We start from the raw sequence: 22101 nt of genomic DNA, 5'->3' as shown, positions 1-22101 counted from the left end.
ATTATTCCTTCGATGGTTTATCTTTAGCCTGCAGCTGCTGCAAGTAAAGTTCCAGATTGTCAAAGCGCTCGTTCCAGAGCGCTTTATAGCGATCAAGCCACACATTCAGTTCCTGGAACGGCTCCTGCCGAAGCCTGTAAATTCTGCGGTTCGCAACGACCTGGACGTCGACGAGACGCGCATCCAGCAGGACGCGCAGGTGCTTGGAGGCCTGCGGCTGACGAATGCCCACCTGCTCGGCAATTTCCCCCACGGTCAATGGACCGTTGCGCAGCAGCTCCACGATAAGCAGCCTGTTCGGCTCGGCCAGAGCGCTAAATGTCGTTGTATCCATAGCTTTGTTCCTTTCCGTGTCTTGGTGCGATCCACCTCATTTCGTTAATTATATCGTATTTACAATATAACATGAAAGGAATATTCCTGTAAAGGAATATTTAAATATCTATGAACTGCAGATTTGCATAATTTGCAATTTTCCTGGGGAATTTAAACAGGTAACACAGCAAATTCAGCCAAAAGAGGAGTGTGCATCGTGCCACCGAAGGTTCTCCGCATCGTGTCCGGTTGTATCATTAGTTTTCTGCTGCTCCCAGGCTTCTCCTTACCCGTCAAACATGACAGGCAATATTACGAGACCAGGGGAGATGTAGTGTGGGAAGTGCCTATGAACGAGAAAATGATCGCCTTGACATTTGATGACGGACCGGACCCCGACATTACCCCTCAAATTTTGGACTTGCTGAAACAATACGATGCGAAAGCCACTTTTTTTGTCATCGGTTATCGTCTCACAAAATACCCGGACATCATCAAACGTGAAATTGCGGAAGGACATGAAGTCGCCAATCATACAGACCACCACGTTTATTTTAAAACAACGATGCGTCCGGAAACGATTGAACATGAGATGCGAAGCCTTAAAGTTAAAATCAATGGCCTGACAGCGACGAATTCTCCGTGGTTCCGGCCACCGGGAGGCTACTATAATGATTCGGTGATTGAGATTGCGAAAAAACTCGGATATACGGTGGTGATGTGGTCGTGGCATCAGGACACCAGGGATTGGAGCAAACCGGGAGTTGGCAGAATTGCCAACAAGGTGCTTAACAATGCGCGCAATGGCGACATTGTACTTCTGCATGACCATGCAGGAGGCTCCATGCAAACGGCGCAAGCCTTGAAAATCATACTGCCTGAACTCAAAAAAAGAGGCTACCGTCTCGTAACCGTCTCGGAATTAATAAACCATCGAAAGCTGGAAGAAAATTTGCCTTTAATCAACCTTGTGCCATAAACACTGCGTATTCCCTTTTAGCCGAGGGAATTAAAGGACCAGTCTCACTAATGGGGGCTGGTCTATTTGCATGCCATTATATTAACCTGCTGCTTTATCCATGTGGATGATATTTTTGTGAATAATCAAAATATTTGCTTATTTCCAAACCGGATTTTCCGGTGCTAGATTAAATAAGCGCTCTCAAAAGACGATAATACGATAAATAAGTTTGGGCGCGATCAGATAAGACCAACCCCAGTGAAGAAAGGAGGTTTTGGCAGAACGCACGGTATCAGAAACTGCAAGGATAAAATCCCAGATAAAAGGAGGCTTTCGATGCGTAAAGATATCCTGATATTCCCTCTCCCAGGGCGATGGTATGATAACTCCGAACTAAACGGGGAGAATGAAAATGAATGGCTTATAGCACAGCGGTTATAGGAGCCGGCGGGATTGCCACTATTCCCACGTTAGTAAGCCTAATTCTCTAAGAAGCATGCTTTATCCCAATAATTGAAGCCCTCCAGAATTTTGAAGGGCTCCACTTATAGATTATCTATTCATCAATATCGGCCCCGTGTAACTTGGCCCTAATTGTTCAGGAAGCAGTGAGCTGCTTCAGAACACCTTTCGGCAGTATGCCTACCTCTTTATGAAGGAGCTTTCCATCTTTGAATATAAGGGTGCTAGGTATGCTCATAATCTGAAATTGGGAAGAGGTCACCGGATTCTCGTCTACATTAACTTTAACCACTCTAATGGAATCATTTGCTTCCCTTGCAAATTCCTCCAGAACAGGCGCAAACATTTTGCAAGGACCGCACCATGAAGCCCAAAAATTCACTACCGTTACTCCTTCTGTCTGCACCATATCCTTAAAATTAGCATCTGTTGCATGCTGTATAGCCATCAGTATCATCCTTTCAGAATAAGAATATTGAGGATATTTAATGTCTATAATTTTCAAAAAAATTCTGCCTCTGCCAGGTCCATAATAGCGAGCAGATGCTAAAAAATATATTTAAAAGTTAAATTATAGACTTTACGAATCTACAATATATCCAAAACAAACATTTGTCAACAAAAAGTAATCTCCGGGACACCGCCGTATCGGATCAAGCTGGGCCCGATGCGGCGGTTTTTAACAACAGAAAATATCACAGACTCCGGTGTATGCTCGAAGATGATTCTGTCCCAGCTACAGAGAGGCTGTATGATATCTTTTTATCCTGTACGGTTTACAGGTATCCAGCCGGTCAGCAGTGCTCCACCCTCAGCATGGTTGCCTGCGGCAAGCTCGCCTCCGTGCTGCCTGATAATTTTTTGCGAAATCGTCAGCCCCAATCCGCTGCCTCCGGTTGAACGATTCCTGGACACCTCCCCCCGATATAAAGGCTCGAACACCCGCTGCAGTTCTTCTGCCGAGAAACCAGGCCCTGTATCACGTATTTCGAACTTTACCCGCTCATGATCCGCATAACATTGAACAACAATTTCACCATTAGAAGGAGTATGCCTGACGGCATTATCCAACAGGTTGCTGATGGCGCGCTCCAATAAGTGCATGTCCCCGCTAATGAAGCAGCCGCCCGCGGCATGGTTTGTGATCGAAATGCGCTTTTCCCGAGCCAGCGGGCTTAAACTGTCAATGGACTTCTGAATGATGATGTTGAAATCAACTGTTTTTTGGTTAAGCCCAGTCTCCAGATACTCCATCTTTGTAAATGTGAAAAGATCCTCCACCAGCCGGTCCAATTGCGCTGATTTTTCCTTGCATACTGTCACATATTTCGCCATTTTCTCCGGAGATTGGGCAATGCCTTGCTCCAGTCCGTCCAAATAACCGCGTAAAGCAAACAGCGGAGTCCGCAAGTCATGCGCAACAGCACCAATCACGAAGCGGCGTTCTTCCTCCAATTCCGCCTGCTTCCGAAAAGCTTTTTGCAGCCCCTTCACCATCACTGCAAATCCATCGCGTACGGCAGCGATTTCAGTGATCCTGGACCGGGGCAGCTCCGCATCCCAATGTCCAGCTGCGATTTGTCTGGCTGCAAAGCTCATCCTTTCGAGCGGCTTCAGCAGGAACCTGCGCATTTCCATAGCGACGACAAAGAATGCTAATGAAAATCCGGCCAACATGGAAATCGTCTGAACCGTTTTTGGCGCCTGCGGCAGGTAAATGACGACTCTTCCCCGTAACTGGCCATCCTCGATGACGGAGAACTGCTCAACTGACGACAAGCTGCCATGGCGCTCCGGATTAGACTGGTAGATCGCCTGATCTGACGCAGAGAAAATAGTCACGTCCATGTTCCCTTGCTGCAGCTCTTTGTCCAATTGATTTTGCCAATTCCGGTCCTTCCATTTATCCGCGCCCGTTTCGATCAGGTGAGTGATCTCCGTCAAGTATCTTTGCATAAGCTCATCCTGCGGACGATCTTCTGTGATTCTGAGCGTATTGGTCTCCATGAAATGAGCTGTAAGATAAAAGATCCACGGCACCAGCAGTATGAAGAAAAGGCACAGAAAAGTAAATGTGCGAATACGAAGTGTCTCCATGTTATCCTCCCTCGAAGCGATAGCCTACTCCCCATACGTTGACCAGATATTGCGGATGGTTCGGATCGGATTCGATTTTTTCGCGCAGCCGGGCGAGATGCACCCGGATCGTATGCCTGTCGCCCACCCCGTCCCAAAATTTATCCAGCAGCTGTTCATATGTAAAAACATGTCTGGGATGCTCGGCAAATAATTGCAGCAGTTCATATTCCTTCGGCGTGAGCACGACATTTCTCCCATCCACGATCACTTCTCTTGTGGACAGATTTAGCTTGATGCGGCCAAAATCCAGACTCTTTACATCCATTTGCTGCTGAGCAGCGGAACGCCGCAATACAGCCTTTACCCTCGCTACAATCTCACCGGGGGAAGAGCTTTTGACAATATAATCATCACCGCCGAGCGTCAGTCCGCGAATCTTGTCCACATCATCGCTGCGCGCGCTCAGGAAAAGGATAGGAACACTGCTCTTCCCACGAATCCGGCGGCATAAGTCAAACCCGTTTTGTCCCGGCATCATGATGTCCAGAATAATGCAGTTTATGGAATTTTGCTCAAACACGTCCCACGCCTGAGCGGCATCACAAGCGGTGATCACGCGAAAATGTTCAAACTCTAAAAAATCCCTCAATAGCTCGGATATGCTTTGGTCGTCGTCTACAACCAGTATTGTCGTTGCTTCGCTCATGACTATCCCACCTTCGGATTCCAGTTTAACATTTTTGCCGCAAGAAGCTAACGCCACTACTTGATTTGTGATGAAATGTTTATTGTTTTGTGACTTTTTTACAGCTTCATTTGAGATATCTGTTTGTTACTATTCTCTATGCGAACACGGGCGGCCAATACCGCGGGTAATGACTTGTCCTGCGCAGAAACGGATAAAGGAGGATTTATGGATGTTAAAGGTTCAAATTGTGCTGTTTGACGGCTTCGATCTGCTGGATGCCATTGCGCCTTACGAAGTTTTTCACGCTGCTGCGACGCATACTGACAACGCTCTAAGTGTGGAATTCGTCACCGCTGAAGGGCCCAGACTCGTGCCCAGCGGCATCGACGGGTTAAAAATTGAAGCAAGAGGCAGACTGAATCCGGCACATGCAGGCATCATTCTCGTGCCCGGTGCAGCAGGTGCCGTTGAAGGTGATGGCCCTGATTCAATCCCTACTATTCTGGGGCGGGCCATGAATACAGAATTGACTGTCATGATGAAGCAGGCGTTAGGGCAAAAAGACATCGTCGTCGCCACGGTATGCGGCGGCTCCCTGCTGCTGGCCATGGGAGGACTCCTGGAAGGCAGATCGGCGGTAACCCATCATATGGGCATGGATGTGTTTGGGGCAACCGGGGCGATTCCCGTCTCGGCACGGGTAGTGGACGACGGCAATCTGGTCTCCGGGGGCGGTGTAACCTCTGGGCTTGATGTAGCACTGTATCTGGTGGAACGTGAGCTTGGGCCGCGTATCGCACATGCGGTAGAGCAGCTGTTTGAATTTGAACGGCGGGGAACGGCAACACAAGGAGATGAAACCGTCGCATTGATAAACCCTGTACTTCAGGACAACATGCTTTCCTGGTCGCTTCGTATCACCAAACCCATGCGCTTAAATCTGAAATTCGAAGTTGCAGCGAACAGCGATGACATGACCGGAATTGCCAAAGCTGGTATACTGCCCGCATCCAAATTAACAGGAAAACGAGTTTCCTGACTATGCAGAAACAAAGAACATTATTCAGACTTTTGACCGTAATCAGCATTCTGTTTATCGTATACGCCTTGGTGAAAAATTATATGATCGATCCCGGAGCGGCAGGATTTTTAAGCCGTAAAACCGGACTCAGGCGCGAGCTTAATCTCCCTGTCTGGCTGAACGTGATGTATATTCATGTTGCATTTGCCTGTATCGCCATGGCGTCGGGGCTGCTCAATTTTTCCAATCGAATATTTAAAAAAAGCCGCAGGTTCCATCGCATTAACGGCTACGTTTATATCGTGTCCGTGTTTGTTGTCGTGCTGACCTCCGGATACATGGCGCCTTACGCTACCGGAGGAAGAATAAGCAGTATCGGCTTCAATTTGATCAATATGATATGGCCGGTTATAACCATTATGGCGCTTGTACAGATCAAAAAGAAACAGATGATCCGCCACCGGAACTGGATGATCCGCAGTTACGCCTTTTGCTTTACGAATATGTTCATTCATCTGATCACCACCCTTTTTCATCAGGGATTCGGCCTTGTTTACGCCACTAGCTATATCATTGGCGTTTACGGCTCTATTGTGCTGCTGCTCGTCATTCCTGAAATCATTATCAGAACAATCGGTCAGCCTGGAGAAAAAATCGCTTAAGGAAACGGATTCATTCCGTTTATGCACTGAGCTAATTGAAATGAAAGGATCAAATATAAGAATGAAAAAAATCGTTGGACTATTCATGTCACTGGCACTGGTTCTCACTCTGGCAGTCCCTGCAGAAAGCGCTCAAGGGCAAGAAAGCAATGATGCAGCCAAGAGCAAAAATATACATGTACAAATCGTATTATTCGACGGTTTCGATCTGCTGGACGTCATGGGTCCCTATGAAGTATTCGCTGCCGCGGGAATGTACTCCGGAGGGGCAATTACGGTGGAATTGGTATCCGCAGAAGGCAAGCGCTCCGTCCCGAGCGGTCTGAATGGCCCTGCCCTCGAAGCGGAAGCTGCATTGGACCCGAATCGTCCTGGAATTATTGTGGTGCCCGGAGCGGCAGGCAAACCGGCAGGCAATGCGGAGGATTCCATCCCGAATATATTAATGAAAGCTAACGGGACTGCCCTGCCGGGTATGATGAAGCAAGCTTTTGCTAATAAGGAAGTCACTGTGGCTACCGTATGTGGAGGCTCCTTGCTGCTTGCTATGGAAGGTTTGTTGAAAGACAGATATGCCGTTACCAATCAAATTGGCATGCCTGCGCTGGCAGCCACCGGGGCAATTCCCGTTGAAGCAAGAGTCGTGGAAGATAATCCTCTCCTTGTGACCGGGGGAGGCGTGACTTCAGGGCTTGACGTGGCATTGTATTTGGTGGAGCGTGAGCTTGGTCCGCAAATCGTAAATTCCGTAGAAAATTTGTTTGAGTACGAGCAAAGAGGAACGGTGTGGCGGGCAGAAGGCATTGCGCCAGTCAACTTTAATAAGAGTCAGGCTGTGCCTGAAAAAAAATAATAGCTAGGAGCTTTCCTGAATCCCCCGTCGAACCGGGGATGTTCCTATACAGCAACAGGGCCCGGACGCTGGTTCGTCAGGGCCCTTACATTCGTTTCCTGTTCTTTCATGTTAGACGAATTCACAATTGGCAGGACAACCCAAGTCCTTGAAAACTTGACGCGCGGCAGCATCGACAGGCAGAAAAACCTCAATTTGCGGATATACACGGCTGACTGCGGAAATGGAAACCTGCCTGTAGCGAACGGGAACAAGCTCGCCGGAGCTTTCCATTCTGGCCAATATGGTTTGCGTGTGATCAGCCTCTTCCCCTGCATCGGGCATAGTTAAATATTCGTCCATGTTATATTTTTGAACTCTGTAAAGCAATTTCTGATACCAAGCGTCATAGCGGGACAGTATATGCTCCCTCTTGAAGGCATTTATTCCGTTTATGGCGTGCGCCTCCCACTGCTCGTACGATGCTTTGTCGAAAGTGGAGCGCGGCCGGATCGGCAAATCAGGATTAAAGTGAAAATCAACCCTGTTCATAAAGCCGTCGTACGAACGATCGAGAGGGATATCAAACAAGCGGCGAAACCGCTCATTAACTCCTTTGATGTCCTGTGTATGTGTTATGATCATGGCGGGAAAAGGAATGGCCCTCATCGTTTGCTGCGCCCACTCCAACGCACGCTCCAGCGCCCGTCCCTCCAATTCGGTCTGGACTGGAAGGTAGCCGGCTGCCAAAAGCAGATCGTTGCGTTCGTCGGATGTGCACTCAAGATACTCAGCGATGCTCATCATCGTCTGACGATCCGGTATGCGGCGGGAACGTCCGACCAGCAGATTTTTATACGAATGGAATGCCTCGTCATTCAGCTCCTGTTGTGTGAACCGCTTCAAGGACGGATGAGGCCGATCCGCAAGCTGCCGCTGGCGTTTCATCCGCAGCGCTTCAATCTCTCCCAATACGATTTTAAGTCTGGAATTCTCCGTATGTATATCCATCTTCCTCTCCCCTTCTTTTTACGAAGTGTAGTTCTGCACTTGGGGTGATCATTTAATTAAAGTATACTCCTCAACGAAATCGAAAGTCATCTAATGACACACAACCAATTCATGGAGGAGATAACATATGATTCGTGCCATTGCAGTTGATCCGCTTGCCCCGTCATATTTGACGCTCAAGGAAGTTGATGCTCCACAAGCCCAGCCCTGGGAAGCACTCGTGCAGGTGAAAGCCTTCTCTCTCAATCGCGGTGAAGTGAAAGACGCCAAGGATCAGGAACCTTCCTATCGCCCCGGCTGGGATTTCGCCGGGATTGTCATCGAGCCGGCCAAGAGCGGCACAGGTCCGCAAAAGGGAGCACGGGTCGTCGGCTTGCTCCCGATGGGGGCCTGGAGTGAGCAAGTTGCCGCTCCCATATCGATGGTGGCCGAAATTCCGGACAAGCTCACCTTCGCGGAGGCGGCAACCCTGCCCGTAGCCGGCCTGACGGCGCTTAATGCGCTGCGCAAAGGCCGCATGCTGCTCGGCAAGCGAATTTTCATTACAGGCTCTACCGGCGGTGTCGGGCTGTTCGCCCATCAGCTTGCTGCCCAGTCCGGCGCGTTCGTCGTAGGTACGGCCAGTACGGAGGAGAAGGTCAAGCTTGTGCTGGAGGCCGGGGCCAACGAAGTGATCGTTGGATATTCCGGAATTTCATCAGCCCGCAGATTCGGGTCTTATGATCTGATTATCGACTCGGTAGGAGGCGATACGCTGGCTGCTCTGCTGCCGCAGCTTGCGCCGCAGGGCATTTGCGTCGCGGTTGGATTCTCGTCTTCAAATACTGCGACGATCGATATGATGAATATGGTGACCAGCGGCGGAAGAACCTTGTACAGCTTCTTTCTCGGAGAGGAGCTCACTCATCAATCAGCCGCGGCCGATTTAGGCTTGCTGGCCCGCTTGGTCGCAGACGGCCGTCTAACACCACGGATCGAAGTTGAGGCGCCCTGGACCGAAATTGACACCGTCGCCCGCGATCTGATGGAGCGGAAATTCTCCGGCAAAGCCGTGCTTCACATCGATTGATTGTAAAGATTTGCAATGATGATGCCTGGAATCCAAAAACTGATCTGCAAACCAGCGGCGCTCCCTGACTCGTTTCGAGCAGGGAGCGCAAGGAATCGTTCCCATCGTCACCCTTCTCGCTTCCAGGCCTCCATATTCAGTTCATTATTTATCATCGCGGCCACAAGTGAGCCCATAGAGGCGGCAGCAATAGCCTGATTGAAGCGCGATGCCGCATCTCCTGCGCTGTAGACACCCGGGACGCTCGTTTTTCCGAATTCATCGACCACCACGATCCCCGCTTCCATCATGTCGCACCCAATGGCTCGCGGCAAATCAGAGCCTGGGACCAGATCAGGTTTGAAAAAGATCCCCCGGCATGGGATGGCCGTCCCATCTTCGAGAACAACCTGCTGCACGATTCCGTCCTGTGAATCAATATGCCGGATCGGTGAGTCGAATACAGGAACTTGATGCCGCTGAAGCTCTTCACGCTGAGCATCTGTCAATTCATCCGGGCCGTTCGTGCAGATCGTGAAACTGCTCGTCCATCCGGAAATCAATGGGGCGAAGTGCATGAGCTCAGCTCCCCTATTAATGACAACAAGCGGCTGATCCCTTAACTCCCAGCCGTCGCAGTACGGGCAGACGAAGGCGCTTTGCCCATAAACTTCTGTAAGTCCCGGTATATCCAGCGGACGATCCTTCATTCCGACGGCAAACAGCAGCTTTTTGCTTGCAAAGGTTGTCCCTTGCGCAGTCGTAATTTGAAATTGACCATCCTCTCCTGTAATCGACACGGCCGTATCCTCAATCAAAGATACAGAAGGATAAGCGCTAATCTGTTCCTTTGCAATTCGCCGAAATTCACCGGGACTAATTCCATCACGGGTAAGGAACCCGTGGGCCTCGCGGGTCACGGCATTGCGCGGACGGCCTTCATCAATGACCGCCACATTTTTTCTAGCCCGCCCCAATACGAGAGCTGCGTTCAACCCTGCGGGACCGCCACCAATAATCGCTACATCGAGAAGTTGTTTTTCCATTTGTTTTTCCATTTGTTTTTCCATCTCTTTAACCACCTTAATAGATATTTTATATCCATGATTAGAATAAGAAAAACGTCTATCGACGTAATTCAAAGAAGCCAGACCGCGTTTAGCAGTAGTTTTTTCATAACTAATATGGACTCTTAATGTCTATAATAAACAACTCCGCTGCAATTTGCAACGTTTGTTTGCTTTCGCTCCGCCAAAAACGTGTCCAGTTTTGTTTTCAAGGAAACAGACTGTTAAAATGAAAGATATATAATCCTAATGGAAATGAGGCTTTTTGTGATGCCGTCCAGTGTCATAGATGTACTCCAGCTTGAATATCAACGATTTTCAGCCAAGGAAAAAGAGATTGCTGATTACGTGATGCGAAACCGGCAATCTATTAATAATATCAATATTAAGGATTTGGCTTCATATACAAATACGTCAACGTCAACTATTACCCGTTTTTGCAAGAAAGTGGGCTGCGATACGTTTGTCGATTTCAAAATCCGGCTGAACCGCGAAACCCAAAAACCCCGCAATGATACGGATTTTTTTATCAAAACGCAACATCTGTACAATGATATCGTAAATGCCACAGCCGAAATGCTGGATACGGAAAGAATTAAAGAAGTCGTTGGACTTATTAAGAAATCCCGCAGAACCTATGTTTACGGACTGGGCAGCTCCGGTCTCTCCGCTCTGGAATTTAAATACAGACTCACCCGTATGAATCTTGTGGTTGACGCTGTGACCGATTCACATATGATGACGATGAGCGCCTCCCTGCTCGGGAACGATGATCTTGTGATTGGATTGTCCAATTCGGGACGTACAACAGAGGTGAGTCAGGCGTTAAATCAGGCTAAAAAAAGAGGCGCCAAAATCATCGGAATCACCAACTTTGACCATACCCCCCTATCCGAGGTTTCGGATATTTGTCTGTTCACCCCGGAAATCGGACGATCGGGCGATGTGAATTTTATCAACAGCCAGCTTGCCATCATTTATATTTTGGACGTCATGTCCCTGCTCTTGCTTGAAGATGAGAACTTATTGAAGGCTCGGCAGCGAACTTTGGAGGCGCTGTATTCAGCGGAATAGAGTGGCGGGTTCTGCGAACGCTCCAAGAACGAAGCATTCCTCCCATCGCTGTTGACCCTCCGGGCCAAAGGCGACCGCTCCGCTTTTCCGGAATTGCTTCGTTCTTTCCGCTGATTCGAGCATCCCCTCACTTCAGAATAAAAAGTAGAGCGAGTATTGGTGTGAAGTTCGACACCAATACTCGCTTTATTAAAACCAACAGATTATTTTGAGGAGGATTCCGGGTGCTTTAATTTTGCAATCTCCGCTACAAAACGTTCCGTAATCTGCTGCGGACGGGTGATGGCTCCGCCAACAACAACGCAATATACGCCTGCTTTCAGACAGCTTGCCGCCATTTCCGGTGTCATGATATTCCCTTCCGCCACAACGGGAGTCTTCACAGAGGACACAATATCTTTTAATATGGCAAAATCATCATCATACAGTTTACTTCCGGCTGTCTCCTCTGTGTAACCGACCAAAGTGGAAGATATCAGATCAAAACCAAGGTTTTCCGCATAAACCGCTTCTTCCGTGGTCGAGATATCTGCCATCAATAGAAGCTGCGGATACTTGCTGCGAATCTCGCTGACAAGCTGCTTCAATGTCTTGCCATCCGGTCTTGGACGCAGCGTTGCATCCAAAGCTACGATCTCTGCTCCCACCTCTGCAAGCTCGTCTATTTCACGCATCGTTGGTGTGATGAACACCGGATTGGTTCCGTAGTTTCTTTTTACAATTCCGATGACGGGCAGATCTACCTGCTCTTTAATTTCTTTGATATCAATTGCCGTATTGGCCCGGATACCAATAGCTCCGCCTTCTTTGGCCGCTACCGCCATTCTGCCCATGATATATGGACTGTGAAGGGGTTCATGCTCTAATGCTTGACATGATACAACGAGGCCGCCTTTTAATCCCAATCTATTCAAATCATTCATTGCCATTACTCCGTTTCCAAATATTCTTCAATTTCATTCTTGATTACCGTAACCTGAGGTCCGTAAATGACCTGTACTCCGTTGCCGACAAATACGACACCTTTGGCTCCTGTAGCTTCAAAGGCTTCCTTTTGCACCTTATCTTTGTCGATGACGGAAACCCGCAGCCGCGTAGCGCAGCAATCGAGGTCCGTAATATTGTCCGCGCCGCCAAGCGCGTTCAATATGGCGACGGATCTGGACTCTCCAGATGTTGTTGATGTACCACTGTTGCCTGGAGCTGCTGCCCCCGGATCAGAGGCTGCTTCATCTTCACGGCCCAACGTTTTCAGATTCAGTTTAACGATCAAAATACGGAATGTGAAATAATACAGGAAGAACCATACGACACCGATCACCGGCACCAGCAGCCAGTTGGTTTTCTCATTGCCCTGCAGAATGCCAAACAGGATAAAGTCAATTAACCCGCCGGAGAACGTCTGACCGATTGTAATTTCGAAAATGTGTGCCAGCATAAAAGCAAACCCGTCAAATGCGGCATGAATCACATACAGGATCGGAGCTACGAACAAGAAAGAAAATTCCAAAGGCTCAGTAATTCCTGTCAAAAATGAAGTGAGCGCAGCAGACAGCATGAGACCGCCAACGACTTTTTTACGTTCAGGCTTGGCCGTATGATAAATAGCCAGCGCTGCGCCCAGCAAACCAAACATCATGGTGATAAAACGACCTGACATGAATCTGGATGTGCCGATAAAGTATTTCTCGGTAGCGGGATCTCCCAATTGCGCAAAAAAGATGTTTTGCGTTCCTTCGTATACTTTGCCTGCAACTTCCATCGTGCCTCCCAGACCTGTTTGCCAGAAAGGAAGATAGAAAATGTGATGCAGCCCCAAAGGACCAAGCATGCGCAAGAAAAATCCGTAAAACAGTGTGCCGACATAACCTGTTTTGTCAACCAGACTGCCGAGGCTGGCGATTCCGATTTGGATGGTCGGCCAGATTAAAAATAAAGCAATGCCGATGAAGATGGCCGCAAAGGACGAAACAATCGGAATAAACCGCGAACCGCCGAAAAAGCCGAGAAACTGGGGAAGCTCTATCTTATTGTACCGGTTATGCAGCCACGCCGTGACCAATCCGACAACAATTCCTCCCAGCACCCCAGTCTGTAAGGTTTGAATTCCCAGGACCATGCCCTGCCCCGCACCTGCCAGGTTGTCCGAGGCCAGCTTCCCAGTATTGACCAACATCGCGTTGATCGAGGCATTCATGACCAGGTAGGACAGGCCAGCTGCCAAACCCGCTGTTCCTTTATCCGCTCTTGCCATGCCCACGGCAACGCCGATGGCGAAGATCAAGGCAAGATTATCGAACACAATGCTGCCCGCGCTGCTCATCACGGTAAAAATTTGCTGCAGCCAGGTGATTTGCAGGAGCGGATACGAGTTGATCGTATTTGGATTCGATAATGCGCCGCCGATGCCTAATAAAAGACCGGCAGCAGGCAGTACCGCAATCGGAAGCATAAATGACTTGCCGAATTTTTGCGCCTTCTCAAAGTATCGTTTCATGAGGGACCACCCTTCTAAATCTATTTTCATATAAATAATAAATATGAAAATAATTTTCGTCAAGAAAAATATAAATCGCTTTCCTGGCGTGTAAGGTATCCCTCTGCCTCCGAAAAAGCAAAAAGCTCCTAAATCGCTGCAAGAGCGAATTCAGGAGCTTTTGGGAGTGTATTGTCAATCAACTGATGCCTTGCGTTCCCCTGCCCAAATTTAAAAAACAGAGACCAATGGGCATTTATTCATCGTTCCCTGTACTTCTATTGATATTAAAATCGCTTACCAAAACGATCATAAATCCTGATCCTACTGTGCAAGCAATCCTCCGTCTACAACAAACTCCGAACCGGTTAAATAGCTGGATTCGTCGGAAGCCAGAAACAGAAAGAGATTCGATACTTCTTCCGGCCGGGCGATTCCGAGCGGAATCTGCTTTTCGAACGTTTTGGCCAATTTTTCCGTACTGTCCTGCCGGATCATTGGCGTTTCGATAAATCCGGGATGCACAGAATTTACCCGAATGCCATTCTTCGCAAATTCGAGCGCCGCCACCTTGGTCATCCCTCTCACGGCGAATTTGGAAGCGACATATGCGACCTGTTCCTTGTTCGCAACAAGACCGGCAAGTGAGGAAATATTGACGATCGAACCATTTTTCGTTTTTCTCATGGACTGAAATACGGCCTTCATGCCGAGAAACGCAGACACGGATGAATAAACGGAATCTGATTCTTTTGTTTTATATGGAGTCATCACTGCAACCAGCCGTGTCTTATACAACAAAATAGTTTTCGGGACAACCAGCATAAAAAACAAAAGTCGCATAATACTGAGTCGCATGAACATGCCTAAAAACCCCATTTTTATGCGACTTAGATATTTATTGTGCCTAATTAACTTATACTAGCTAAGATCTTTACCATTTGATTCAATACACTTTTTATACCAATAGAATGAATCCTTACGATAACGTTTCAACGTACCATTTCCCTTATCATCTTTATCAACATATATCATTCCGTATCTTTTTTTCATTTCTCCAGTGCTTAAGCTGACAATATCAATACAGCCCCATGCAGTATAGCCAATCAGCTTGACCCCATCATTAATGGCTTCTTTCATTTGCTCAACATGCTTGCGCAAATATTCAATACGATATGGATCATGCACAGTTCCGTCAGATTCAAGAGTATCCGATGCCCCTAATCCATTTTCAGTAACTATAATTGGAAGCTGGTATCTGTCATAGAATTCATTCAAGAAGAATCTTAACCCTTTTGGATCGATCTGCCAACCCCAATCACTAGTTTCTAAGTAAGGATTTTTAACACCAAATATCAGGTTTCCTCCAGTTTTTTCAGCTTCAGGGTCAGTACTAATACAGCCTGTTGAGTAATAACTGAAGGTAAAGAAATCTACACACCCAGACTTAAGAATCTCATCGTCACCAGGTTCTTTTTGAATAGTGATACTATTTTCTTTAAAATAACGCTCCATGTAGTAAGGATATTCACCTTTTACATGTATATCGCCCGCAAAGAAGAGTTGTTCACGTTTTTGTTTTTGGGCAGCTAACATATCATCTGGGTTAGGTGTATAAGGATACGAAGTCAGACCGGCAATCATACAACCCATGGAATAATTACTGTCGATTTCATGCGCAAGTTTCACCACTTTTGCACTAGCCACAAATTGATGGTGAAGGGCAGTGAGACGTCTACTAGTTTGTTCTGAAGTCTCTTGTGGATACTCTTCTGGGCCAAAACCTCCAGCAATAGACATGATTCCCCCATTGAAATAACCCCCGGTTACCAAAGAGAGAGAATTGATTTCATTAAATGTAAGCCAGTATTTCACAAGGCCTTTATATTCTTTCAAAACCGTCTCGGTGTATTTTACGAAAAAGTCTATCGTTTTTCTATTTGCCCATCCATCGTACTTTACGGCTAGATTGTATGGTATCTCATAATGAGACAACGTGACTAATGGTTCAATATCATACTTTTTAAGTTCTTGAAATACTGAACGATAAAACTCTATTCCTTCCTTGTTTGGTTCCTTATCATCCCCATTAGGGAAAATTCTACTCCAGGCAATCGACATTCTGTAAAGCTTAAATCCCATTTCTGCGAACAGCGCAATATCTTCTTTATAATGATGATAAAAGTCTGAAGCCTCATGAGATGGATAGATTACATCTTTTTCAATCGTTTCTGTATACTTACGAATGCTCGTTTTTGAGCCCTGTGTCAAATGATCTTGTGTAGAGGGCCCTTTTCCTCCTACATTCCAAGCTCCTTCCACTTGGTTTGCGGCAGTTGCTCCGCCCCATAAAAAATCTTTAGGAAATGACATATTTCTTCCTCCTTGATGTATCTTATTATTAAAAATAAACTATAATTTGAATTAGTAATTCAAATTTAATTAATCTAGTTGTTCACCATTCGATGAAATAACATTTTTATACCAGTCAAAAGATTTTTTTCTGTACCTCTTCATAGTTCCATTTCCGTAATCATCACAGTCTACATAAATAAATCCGTATCGTTTGCTCATTTCACCGGTTCCTCCACTTACTAAATCAATACAACCCCACATTGTATATCCAAGAAGTTCTACACCATCTTTGATAGCTTCATTCATTTGAATAATATGGTCACGAACATAGTCAATACGATTATCGTCTTCAACTGTTTCATTTACGAGTTTTTCATGAGCGCCAAAACCATTTTCGACTATCATCAATGGTTTTTGATAGCGATCGTAGAGATTGTTGAGAGACCATCTCAATCCCTTAGGATCGGTTTGCCAATCCCAAGCATTCGTTTCGAGATATTTGTTTCTCACTCCTCCCATCATATTACCAGAAACGACCGCCTCGTTTTGTTGAGTTGTTTCACAGAAACTCATATAATAACTTATCGATATAAAGTCGACGGTTCCTTCACTTAAAATCTGGTCATCTTCTCGTTCTTTTTTTATTACAATATTATTTTCTTCAAAGTATCTTTTTCCATAACTCGGATAATAGCCTCTTACTTGAATATCAGCTGCAAAATAGTTATTGATTTGACTTTTTTGTTGAACTAAAAGCATATCATCCGGATGACAAGTTAATGGATATATTGCAAAATAAGCCATCATGCTCCCCATTTTGAAATGAGGATATTTCTCATGTGCTATTTTGACAACTTTTGCACTCGCTACTAGCTGATGATGCAATCCTTGAAACCTAACTTGTAAGGGTACTTCCTGTTTCATAAAATCTGTATCTTTCTCTTCTTTTAGCACACCCAGGTTTAACCAGCTTGCAGTTTCTATCGTAGATGTATTGAGTTCATTAAATGTCAACCAGTATTTAGCTTTATCCTTATATCTTTCAAAAATCACCTCGCAAAATTTCACATATAAATCAATACATTCTCGACCATTCCAGCCACCGAATTTTTTGGCCATACTAAGGGGCATCTCATAGTGGGAGATTGTAACTAACGGCTCTATTCCGTATTTGTGCAATTCATTAAAGACTTCATCGTAATGCTTCAATCCTTGTTCGTTTGGTTCTTTTTCATCTCCATTAGGAAAGATCCGGCTCCATGCTATCGACATCCTGAATACTTTAAATCCCATTTCAGCAAAGAGTGCAATATCTTCTTTATATCGATTATAAAAATCTATTGCTTTATGATTTGGATAATACTCCCCATCCTTAATATCAGTAGTAATCATTCTGGATTTGGTATGGCTTCCTACTGTCATTACATCAACAATGGATAAACCTTTACCATCCTGAAGATAAGCACCTTCACATTGATTAGCGGCTGTAGCTCCGCCCCATAAAAAGTCTTTAGGAAAATTCATAAAGCCTCTCTCCTTTAATTTTATTTATGGTTATCACATTAAATTATTTGAACCGGGAGTTTCTACTTTTCTTCAAATCCCAGTACCAAAGTCATTATAAATGTGCAAGCCATTCCTATTAGTATAGCGATAATACCGTTTATAACATTGCCTGTAACAGGACCTGCTAAAGTTGGTAACCCGAAAATACCACCACTTCCCGCAAAAGCGTAGGCATATACTTTTGTAAGACCTGCATATATACCTCCGGCAAAGTTCCCTATAAGCACAGCATACAAGGGTTTTTTAAACTTCAGTATAATACCAAATAAAGCAGGTTCAGTGACTCCACCAGCAATGGCAGTTACTACGCATGAAGCAGCATTAGATTTTAGACTTTTTCCTTTAGCTTTTATTGCAATAGCTAAACAAGCTGCGCCAATTCCGAAATTCGTAATCAAACTACCGATAATCACCATTGGTTCATATTTTGCCGAGGCGATCATTTGTACCAAATACGGTGTTAATGTCGTATGCATACCTGTTAAAACAAGCAACGGAAATAGCGATGCCATAATTGCCACACCAAGGAATCCAACTTTATCATGTAAGAAAATAATAGCTGATGTAATATATTCTCCGAGAATTACACCCAATGGGCCTACTGCACACAAAGCTACAGGTGTCATAATCAGAATTACTGCAACAGGTACAAATAATGATTTTAAACTTGACGGAGATATGCGTTTAATAAATCTTTCAACATATGACATAATAAAGACGATCATTATTGTTGGAAAAACGGTACTACCGTATGAAGCTGATTTGATCGGAATTCCAATAAAACTCATTGGTACTCCGTTCGTTATATTAGAAACAAATGTGGGATCAATCAGTAGAGCGCCAAATAACATTCCCAGCGGTACGCTTGTATTAAACTTTTGGGCAGCACTATAGCCTACAAATACAGGCAAGAAATAGAACGCAGCATCTCCTACCATGGATAAAATAGCGATAGTAGCATTTTCAGCAGATAAAAGTCCGGAGGAAGTTAGCAGTAATACCAATACTTTTATTAAACCGCCGCCAATGAGTATGGGGATGACAGGAGCAATGCTACCTGCAAGTCCATCAAGTATAGTATTAAAACTAAATTTTTTCTTTTTCCGATTATTATCTGAATTCTTATTGTCAGAGTCTTCGGAAGATTCACTTTGATCAAAACCGCCTTTTTCAGTAACGGCTTTATATGCATCCCCAACAGTCTGTCCTATTATGATTTGAAATTGATCACCTTGCCATTGACTTCCGATTACTCCAGAGATTTTATCTATTTCTTCTGAATTTGCTAAGCTTCGATCTTTAAGGTTTAATCTCAATCTTGTTACGCAATGTGTAATGTAAGTTATATTGTCTTTCCCACCAACATTTTCTAAAACTTTTTCTGCCAATTCATCATAACTCTTTTTTTGAGCCATAATATTCGCATTCCCCTTTAGAGTTTTATTCATTTCCCCATAACTTTTCATGATCGCTAATTGTTCAACCGTTCTCTCGTACACAATCGGCTTACATGCAAAATTAGATATAACAATTCTTCTTCATTAAGGTTCCAATCATGGTGTTTCATGAAGTACTCTTTTATTTTGTCTACGCAACGTGAGAATTTGGAAAATTGTTTTTTCATTGAATCATAAGTTTTCTTGTACTCATCTGCCGCTTCAATATCCTCACCTTTCTTATTCAGCAGTGTTTTAATGTGTGTAACAAATCGCATATAATTGAAATCTTCCGTGTTGATCTGTATATGGAAGAAATCTTCAATTATTTTGACGATATCATCAATTATCTGTTCATTATTTGTTGAATGGCTTTCATTTAAAAATGCTGATTGTGCATTAATGAAATGCATTGCGATACTTGATGCTTCCCCGCCGGGAAGTTTAATCTTCATTTCTTGCTCAATGAGTTGAAGCGCTATTTTTCCAATTTCCATTTCCACCGGATAGAGACGTTCCACACTAGATTGCAGAGGATATTTCAAATTAATTTTTTTCCGATATCGTTCTATTGCAAAATTTAAATGGTCTGCCAGAGTAAACGTAATATTCGGATTTAAATTATAATCAATTTTGTTCTTCGCCAGATCAACTATCCTTGCAGTTAATTGGAATACCGGTTCCGGAATAAAATTCAGTAAATTTAAATAACTCGGATCAATGCCATAATAAGTTCTATCAATTGTGCTTAGATCATCTATTTCATAGGGCATTTGTTTAAAGCCTATGCCTTTTCCAAATACAACGAGCTCTTGATTATTTTTATCAATACATATGGCAACATTGTTATTAATTTTCTTAATAACTTTCATAATATGACTCCTTTACATGAATGCTTGTTGCCTTGAACTTCAATCATTTTTTCTATATGCAATTATTTCGGAGTCACTTTTCGTGACGGATTGAGATATATTTTTAAATTCCAAATTGTAATCGCCCCCATTTGTCACTATCATTGGTGTGGTTAAATCCACTGACTTCTCTTGCATAAAACTTCGGTTTATTCTGACTAAGGGTTCCCCTAACTTAACTTTTTGCTTCTCCTTAACCAACACTTCAAACCCTTGTCCCTTTAGCGAAACCGTATTCACTCCAATATGAATAAGAATTTCAACATCATCTTTATTTTTCACTGCAATCGCATGTGCTGTTTTTGCAATCGTAGCAACCGTTCCTGCGCAGGGAGAATAAACAGTGTCATCTTCAAAAACAAAAGCTACCCCATCCCCCATCATCCTTTCGGCAAAAACTTTATCGTTTACTAACGATAAATCTATACATTTCCCATTAACGGGCGACATGATAACATTACTTTCCTTTTTTTCTTTGCCAAACAATTTAAACATAATTCTCACCTTTTCCAATTGATATATGCTACTTCTATTAGGTGCAACCATTGCCGTTCAATTTTAAAGCGCTATCAAAGCGCACAAAAAAACTCCTCGCGGCATACCTAATGAAGCTAGGTAATGCCTCCGAGGAGTTACAATCCTATACTTAGGATATCATGTTATCGAAATATGTCAACCTGAATTTCGAAAGTCAAAAATATAAATCGCTTTCATTACGTGTAAGCTATTAACCTTTCTTGTAGCTTGCAACTCCAAAAACAACAAGCTCCTAAACTGCCGCGAGGAGGGGATTTAAGAGCTTGGTCCTTGATCTCCCTTTAGGGATATTAAAAAGATCTGAAGTCTGGTTTAGCATGGTAACCAACGGGCTAATCCTTGCCTTCATTAACATGGTTTGCCGATAAGCTGGAAGCTTCCCGCTAAAAGACCAAGAAGCGATCCAATATCACGTGAGTGGTAAAGGATCGCTTCTTTTTGTCCTGATCATACAATTTCCCGATCACCCGGCGCGGCGGATAATGCATCCCAGACGCGCATCAGTTGAGTGATAGCGGCGTCAATAGCCTCGTATGGAACACCGTCGCGGGCTTGTGACGATATTCCCCGCAGAAATGTTTCATATAACGTAACCAGCATGGAGATATCCGTTGATTTGGGCAGCTCACCATTCGCTACGGCACGTTCTATACAATCTTCCAGCCAACCGCGGACTCTCTCCCGTTCCTTGGCGAGCATCTCCTGGATGTGCTTTTGCTCGGGAGAACAGTTCACGGCAGACAATACCAACAAACAGCCCGTGGGATGGGAGTTCTCGGTCTGCATCTTTGCCGATTGCCGTAATCCTTGCTCCATAGCTGCTTTCGCTGTCAGGCTTGTATCCCTGAAGCTTTCCGAAACCTCTCCATAAGTAGATATATATCGATCCACCGCTTCGCGGAACAGCGCTTCCTTCGATTCGAATGCTGCGTAAAAGCTCGCCGCTGATATATTCCCCATCGCAGCGCGCAGCTGGGCCAGTGATGTGGATTCAAAGCCGTTTTCCCAAAATAGAATCATCGCGGCAGCGACCGCCTCGTCACGGTTAAATGAGCGTGGACGTCCCGTTCGTGGCATAAGATGACCTCCTTTATCACTTTTATACTAATCGATCCAGAACTTATTGACAAGGGAGCCTGGCAGAACTTAATATATGGAAAGACTGATCCACAATTCATTTCGGCATAAATAAGAAACTTATGCAATCTGCTGCTTAATTCTTCTGAAAGGGACGTGTTGATAGATGATCAATTTCAGAGACAAATCCTACCGCTGCACCTCGGAAATTGTATTGGGCCTGGTGAGCGGGAAATGGAAAATATCTATTTTAAATCATTTAGCCAAAGGCCCGATACGGTTTAATGAACTGCGGCGGCTGCTTCCTGAAGCTACCCAACGCATGCTTACGATGCAGCTGAAAATGCTTGAAAGCGACGGACTGATCACTCGCAAGGTTTATCCGGTTTCACCGCCAAAAGTGGAATACTGTCTGTCCGAACTGGGCGAGCAGCTGGCCCCCATGCTCTTGATGTTATGCGAATTTGGCACGACATATATCGAGAGCTTTCCCGATGAAGTATCATACACTGATCATTAGCAT

The 22101-nt window shown here is 44.9% G+C and carries 22 protein-coding genes; 7 read left to right on the top strand and 15 right to left on the bottom strand.

Features of this window, described 5'->3' with window-relative positions; genetic code table 11:
• Position 1: 1 nt before the first annotated feature.
• Positions 2-334, bottom strand: coding sequence for an ArsR/SmtB family transcription factor (locus ACI1P2_RS07575; protein WP_355318358.1), 333 nt, complete (start codon positions 332-334; stop codon positions 2-4).
• A gap of 198 nt (positions 335-532) precedes the next feature.
• Here ACI1P2_RS07575 and ACI1P2_RS07570 point away from each other — a divergent pair, with 198 nt between their 5' ends.
• Positions 533-1294 carry a polysaccharide deacetylase family protein gene (locus ACI1P2_RS07570; protein WP_355318356.1) on the top strand — a complete coding sequence of 254 codons (762 nt, stop codon included), beginning with the start codon at positions 533-535 and terminating at the stop codon, positions 1292-1294.
• Between the two features lie 580 nt (positions 1295-1874).
• On the opposite strand, the gene trxA is transcribed toward ACI1P2_RS07570, so the two are convergent.
• The 3 genes from trxA to ACI1P2_RS07555 form a co-directional block, all read right to left on the bottom strand.
• Complete coding sequence (gene trxA / locus ACI1P2_RS07565; protein WP_355318355.1) at positions 1875-2243, bottom strand: thioredoxin; 369 nt, start codon at positions 2241-2243, stop codon at positions 1875-1877.
• Positions 2244-2500: 257 nt separating this feature from the next.
• On the bottom strand, positions 2501-3835 hold the full coding sequence (locus ACI1P2_RS07560) for a sensor histidine kinase (RefSeq protein WP_355318353.1): 1335 nt from the start codon (positions 3833-3835) through the stop codon (positions 2501-2503).
• Position 3836: 1 nt separating this feature from the next.
• Positions 3837-4523 carry a response regulator transcription factor gene (locus ACI1P2_RS07555; RefSeq protein WP_355318351.1) on the bottom strand — a complete coding sequence of 229 codons (687 nt, stop codon included), beginning with the start codon at positions 4521-4523 and terminating at the stop codon, positions 3837-3839.
• A 211-nt stretch (positions 4524-4734) separates the two neighbouring features.
• On the opposite strand from ACI1P2_RS07555, the gene ACI1P2_RS07550 reads away from it, so the two are divergent.
• The 3 genes from ACI1P2_RS07550 to ACI1P2_RS07540 all read left to right on the top strand — a co-directional run bounded on the left by ACI1P2_RS07550 (position 4735) and on the right by ACI1P2_RS07540 (position 7041).
• Positions 4735-5544 (top strand): DJ-1/PfpI family protein, encoded by an 810-nt coding sequence (locus tag ACI1P2_RS07550; protein WP_355318349.1) that lies wholly within the window; start codon positions 4735-4737, stop codon positions 5542-5544.
• Between the two features lie 2 nt (positions 5545-5546).
• On the top strand, positions 5547-6188 hold the full coding sequence (locus tag ACI1P2_RS07545) for a DUF2306 domain-containing protein (RefSeq protein WP_355318347.1): 642 nt from the start codon (positions 5547-5549) through the stop codon (positions 6186-6188).
• 61 nt (positions 6189-6249) lie between these two features.
• Positions 6250-7041 (top strand): DJ-1/PfpI family protein, encoded by a 792-nt coding sequence (locus ACI1P2_RS07540; protein ID WP_355318346.1) that lies wholly within the window; start codon positions 6250-6252, stop codon positions 7039-7041.
• A 111-nt stretch (positions 7042-7152) separates the two neighbouring features.
• Here the strand turns inward: ACI1P2_RS07540 and ACI1P2_RS07535 are convergent, their stop codons facing one another.
• Entirely contained in the window at positions 7153-8031 is an 879-nt protein-coding gene (locus ACI1P2_RS07535) for a hypothetical protein (protein ID WP_355318344.1), read from the bottom strand.
• Positions 8032-8158: 127 nt separating this feature from the next.
• Between ACI1P2_RS07535 and ACI1P2_RS07530 the strand changes: the two genes are divergently transcribed.
• Positions 8159-9100 carry a zinc-binding dehydrogenase gene (locus ACI1P2_RS07530; protein WP_355318342.1) on the top strand — a complete coding sequence of 314 codons (942 nt, stop codon included), beginning with the start codon at positions 8159-8161 and terminating at the stop codon, positions 9098-9100.
• Positions 9101-9207: 107 nt separating this feature from the next.
• Here ACI1P2_RS07530 and ACI1P2_RS07525 read toward each other — a convergent pair whose 3' ends face one another.
• Positions 9208-10125 (bottom strand): NAD(P)/FAD-dependent oxidoreductase, encoded by a 918-nt coding sequence (locus tag ACI1P2_RS07525; RefSeq protein WP_355318480.1) that lies wholly within the window; start codon positions 10123-10125, stop codon positions 9208-9210.
• Between the two features lie 270 nt (positions 10126-10395).
• On the opposite strand from ACI1P2_RS07525, the gene ACI1P2_RS07520 reads away from it, so the two are divergent.
• Complete coding sequence (locus ACI1P2_RS07520) at positions 10396-11220, top strand: MurR/RpiR family transcriptional regulator (protein ID WP_355318340.1); 825 nt, start codon at positions 10396-10398, stop codon at positions 11218-11220.
• 203 nt (positions 11221-11423) lie between these two features.
• Here the strand turns inward: ACI1P2_RS07520 and ACI1P2_RS07515 are convergent, their stop codons facing one another.
• The 9 genes from ACI1P2_RS07515 to ACI1P2_RS07475 all read right to left on the bottom strand — a co-directional run bounded on the left by ACI1P2_RS07515 (position 11424) and on the right by ACI1P2_RS07475 (position 21578).
• On the bottom strand, positions 11424-12143 hold the full coding sequence (locus tag ACI1P2_RS07515; RefSeq protein WP_355318338.1) for an N-acetylmannosamine-6-phosphate 2-epimerase: 720 nt from the start codon (positions 12141-12143) through the stop codon (positions 11424-11426).
• Positions 12144-12148: 5 nt separating this feature from the next.
• Complete coding sequence (locus ACI1P2_RS07510) at positions 12149-13717, bottom strand: maltose/glucose-specific PTS transporter subunit IIC (RefSeq protein ID WP_355318336.1); 1569 nt, start codon at positions 13715-13717, stop codon at positions 12149-12151.
• A 303-nt stretch (positions 13718-14020) separates the two neighbouring features.
• Entirely contained in the window at positions 14021-14539 is a 519-nt protein-coding gene (locus ACI1P2_RS07505) for an SDR family NAD(P)-dependent oxidoreductase (protein ID WP_355318334.1), read from the bottom strand.
• Positions 14540-14617: 78 nt separating this feature from the next.
• Positions 14618-16069 carry a glycoside hydrolase family 1 protein gene (locus tag ACI1P2_RS07500; protein WP_355318332.1) on the bottom strand — a complete coding sequence of 484 codons (1452 nt, stop codon included), beginning with the start codon at positions 16067-16069 and terminating at the stop codon, positions 14618-14620.
• A gap of 69 nt (positions 16070-16138) precedes the next feature.
• Complete coding sequence (locus ACI1P2_RS07495; RefSeq protein WP_355318330.1) at positions 16139-17575, bottom strand: glycoside hydrolase family 1 protein; 1437 nt, start codon at positions 17573-17575, stop codon at positions 16139-16141.
• 62 nt (positions 17576-17637) lie between these two features.
• Positions 17638-19032, bottom strand: coding sequence for a PTS transporter subunit EIIC (locus tag ACI1P2_RS07490; protein WP_408976160.1), 1395 nt, complete (start codon positions 19030-19032; stop codon positions 17638-17640).
• A 56-nt stretch (positions 19033-19088) separates the two neighbouring features.
• The gene (locus ACI1P2_RS07485; protein ID WP_355318327.1) at positions 19089-19925 is read right to left on the bottom strand and encodes a PRD domain-containing protein; all 837 of its coding nucleotides are present in this window, start codon (positions 19923-19925) and stop codon (positions 19089-19091) included.
• A 39-nt stretch (positions 19926-19964) separates the two neighbouring features.
• Positions 19965-20459: a PTS sugar transporter subunit IIA gene (locus ACI1P2_RS07480; RefSeq protein WP_355318325.1), complete on the bottom strand. Its 495-nt coding sequence runs from the start codon at positions 20457-20459 to the stop codon at positions 19965-19967.
• Between the two features lie 489 nt (positions 20460-20948).
• Positions 20949-21578, bottom strand: coding sequence for a TetR/AcrR family transcriptional regulator (locus tag ACI1P2_RS07475; RefSeq protein WP_355318323.1), 630 nt, complete (start codon positions 21576-21578; stop codon positions 20949-20951).
• Positions 21579-21744: 166 nt separating this feature from the next.
• On the opposite strand from ACI1P2_RS07475, the gene ACI1P2_RS07470 reads away from it, so the two are divergent.
• Positions 21745-22098, top strand: a complete 354-nt coding sequence (locus ACI1P2_RS07470; RefSeq protein WP_355318321.1) for a winged helix-turn-helix transcriptional regulator — start codon at positions 21745-21747, stop codon at positions 22096-22098.
• Positions 22099-22101 lie beyond the last annotated feature (3 nt).

The sequence above is a fragment of the Paenibacillus jiangxiensis genome, from assembly GCF_046098255.1.
Taxonomy (GTDB): domain Bacteria; phylum Bacillota; class Bacilli; order Paenibacillales; family Paenibacillaceae; genus Paenibacillus; species Paenibacillus jiagnxiensis.
The sequence above is the reverse complement of the archived record's forward strand: the minus strand, read 5'-3'. Positions and strand labels throughout refer to the sequence as shown.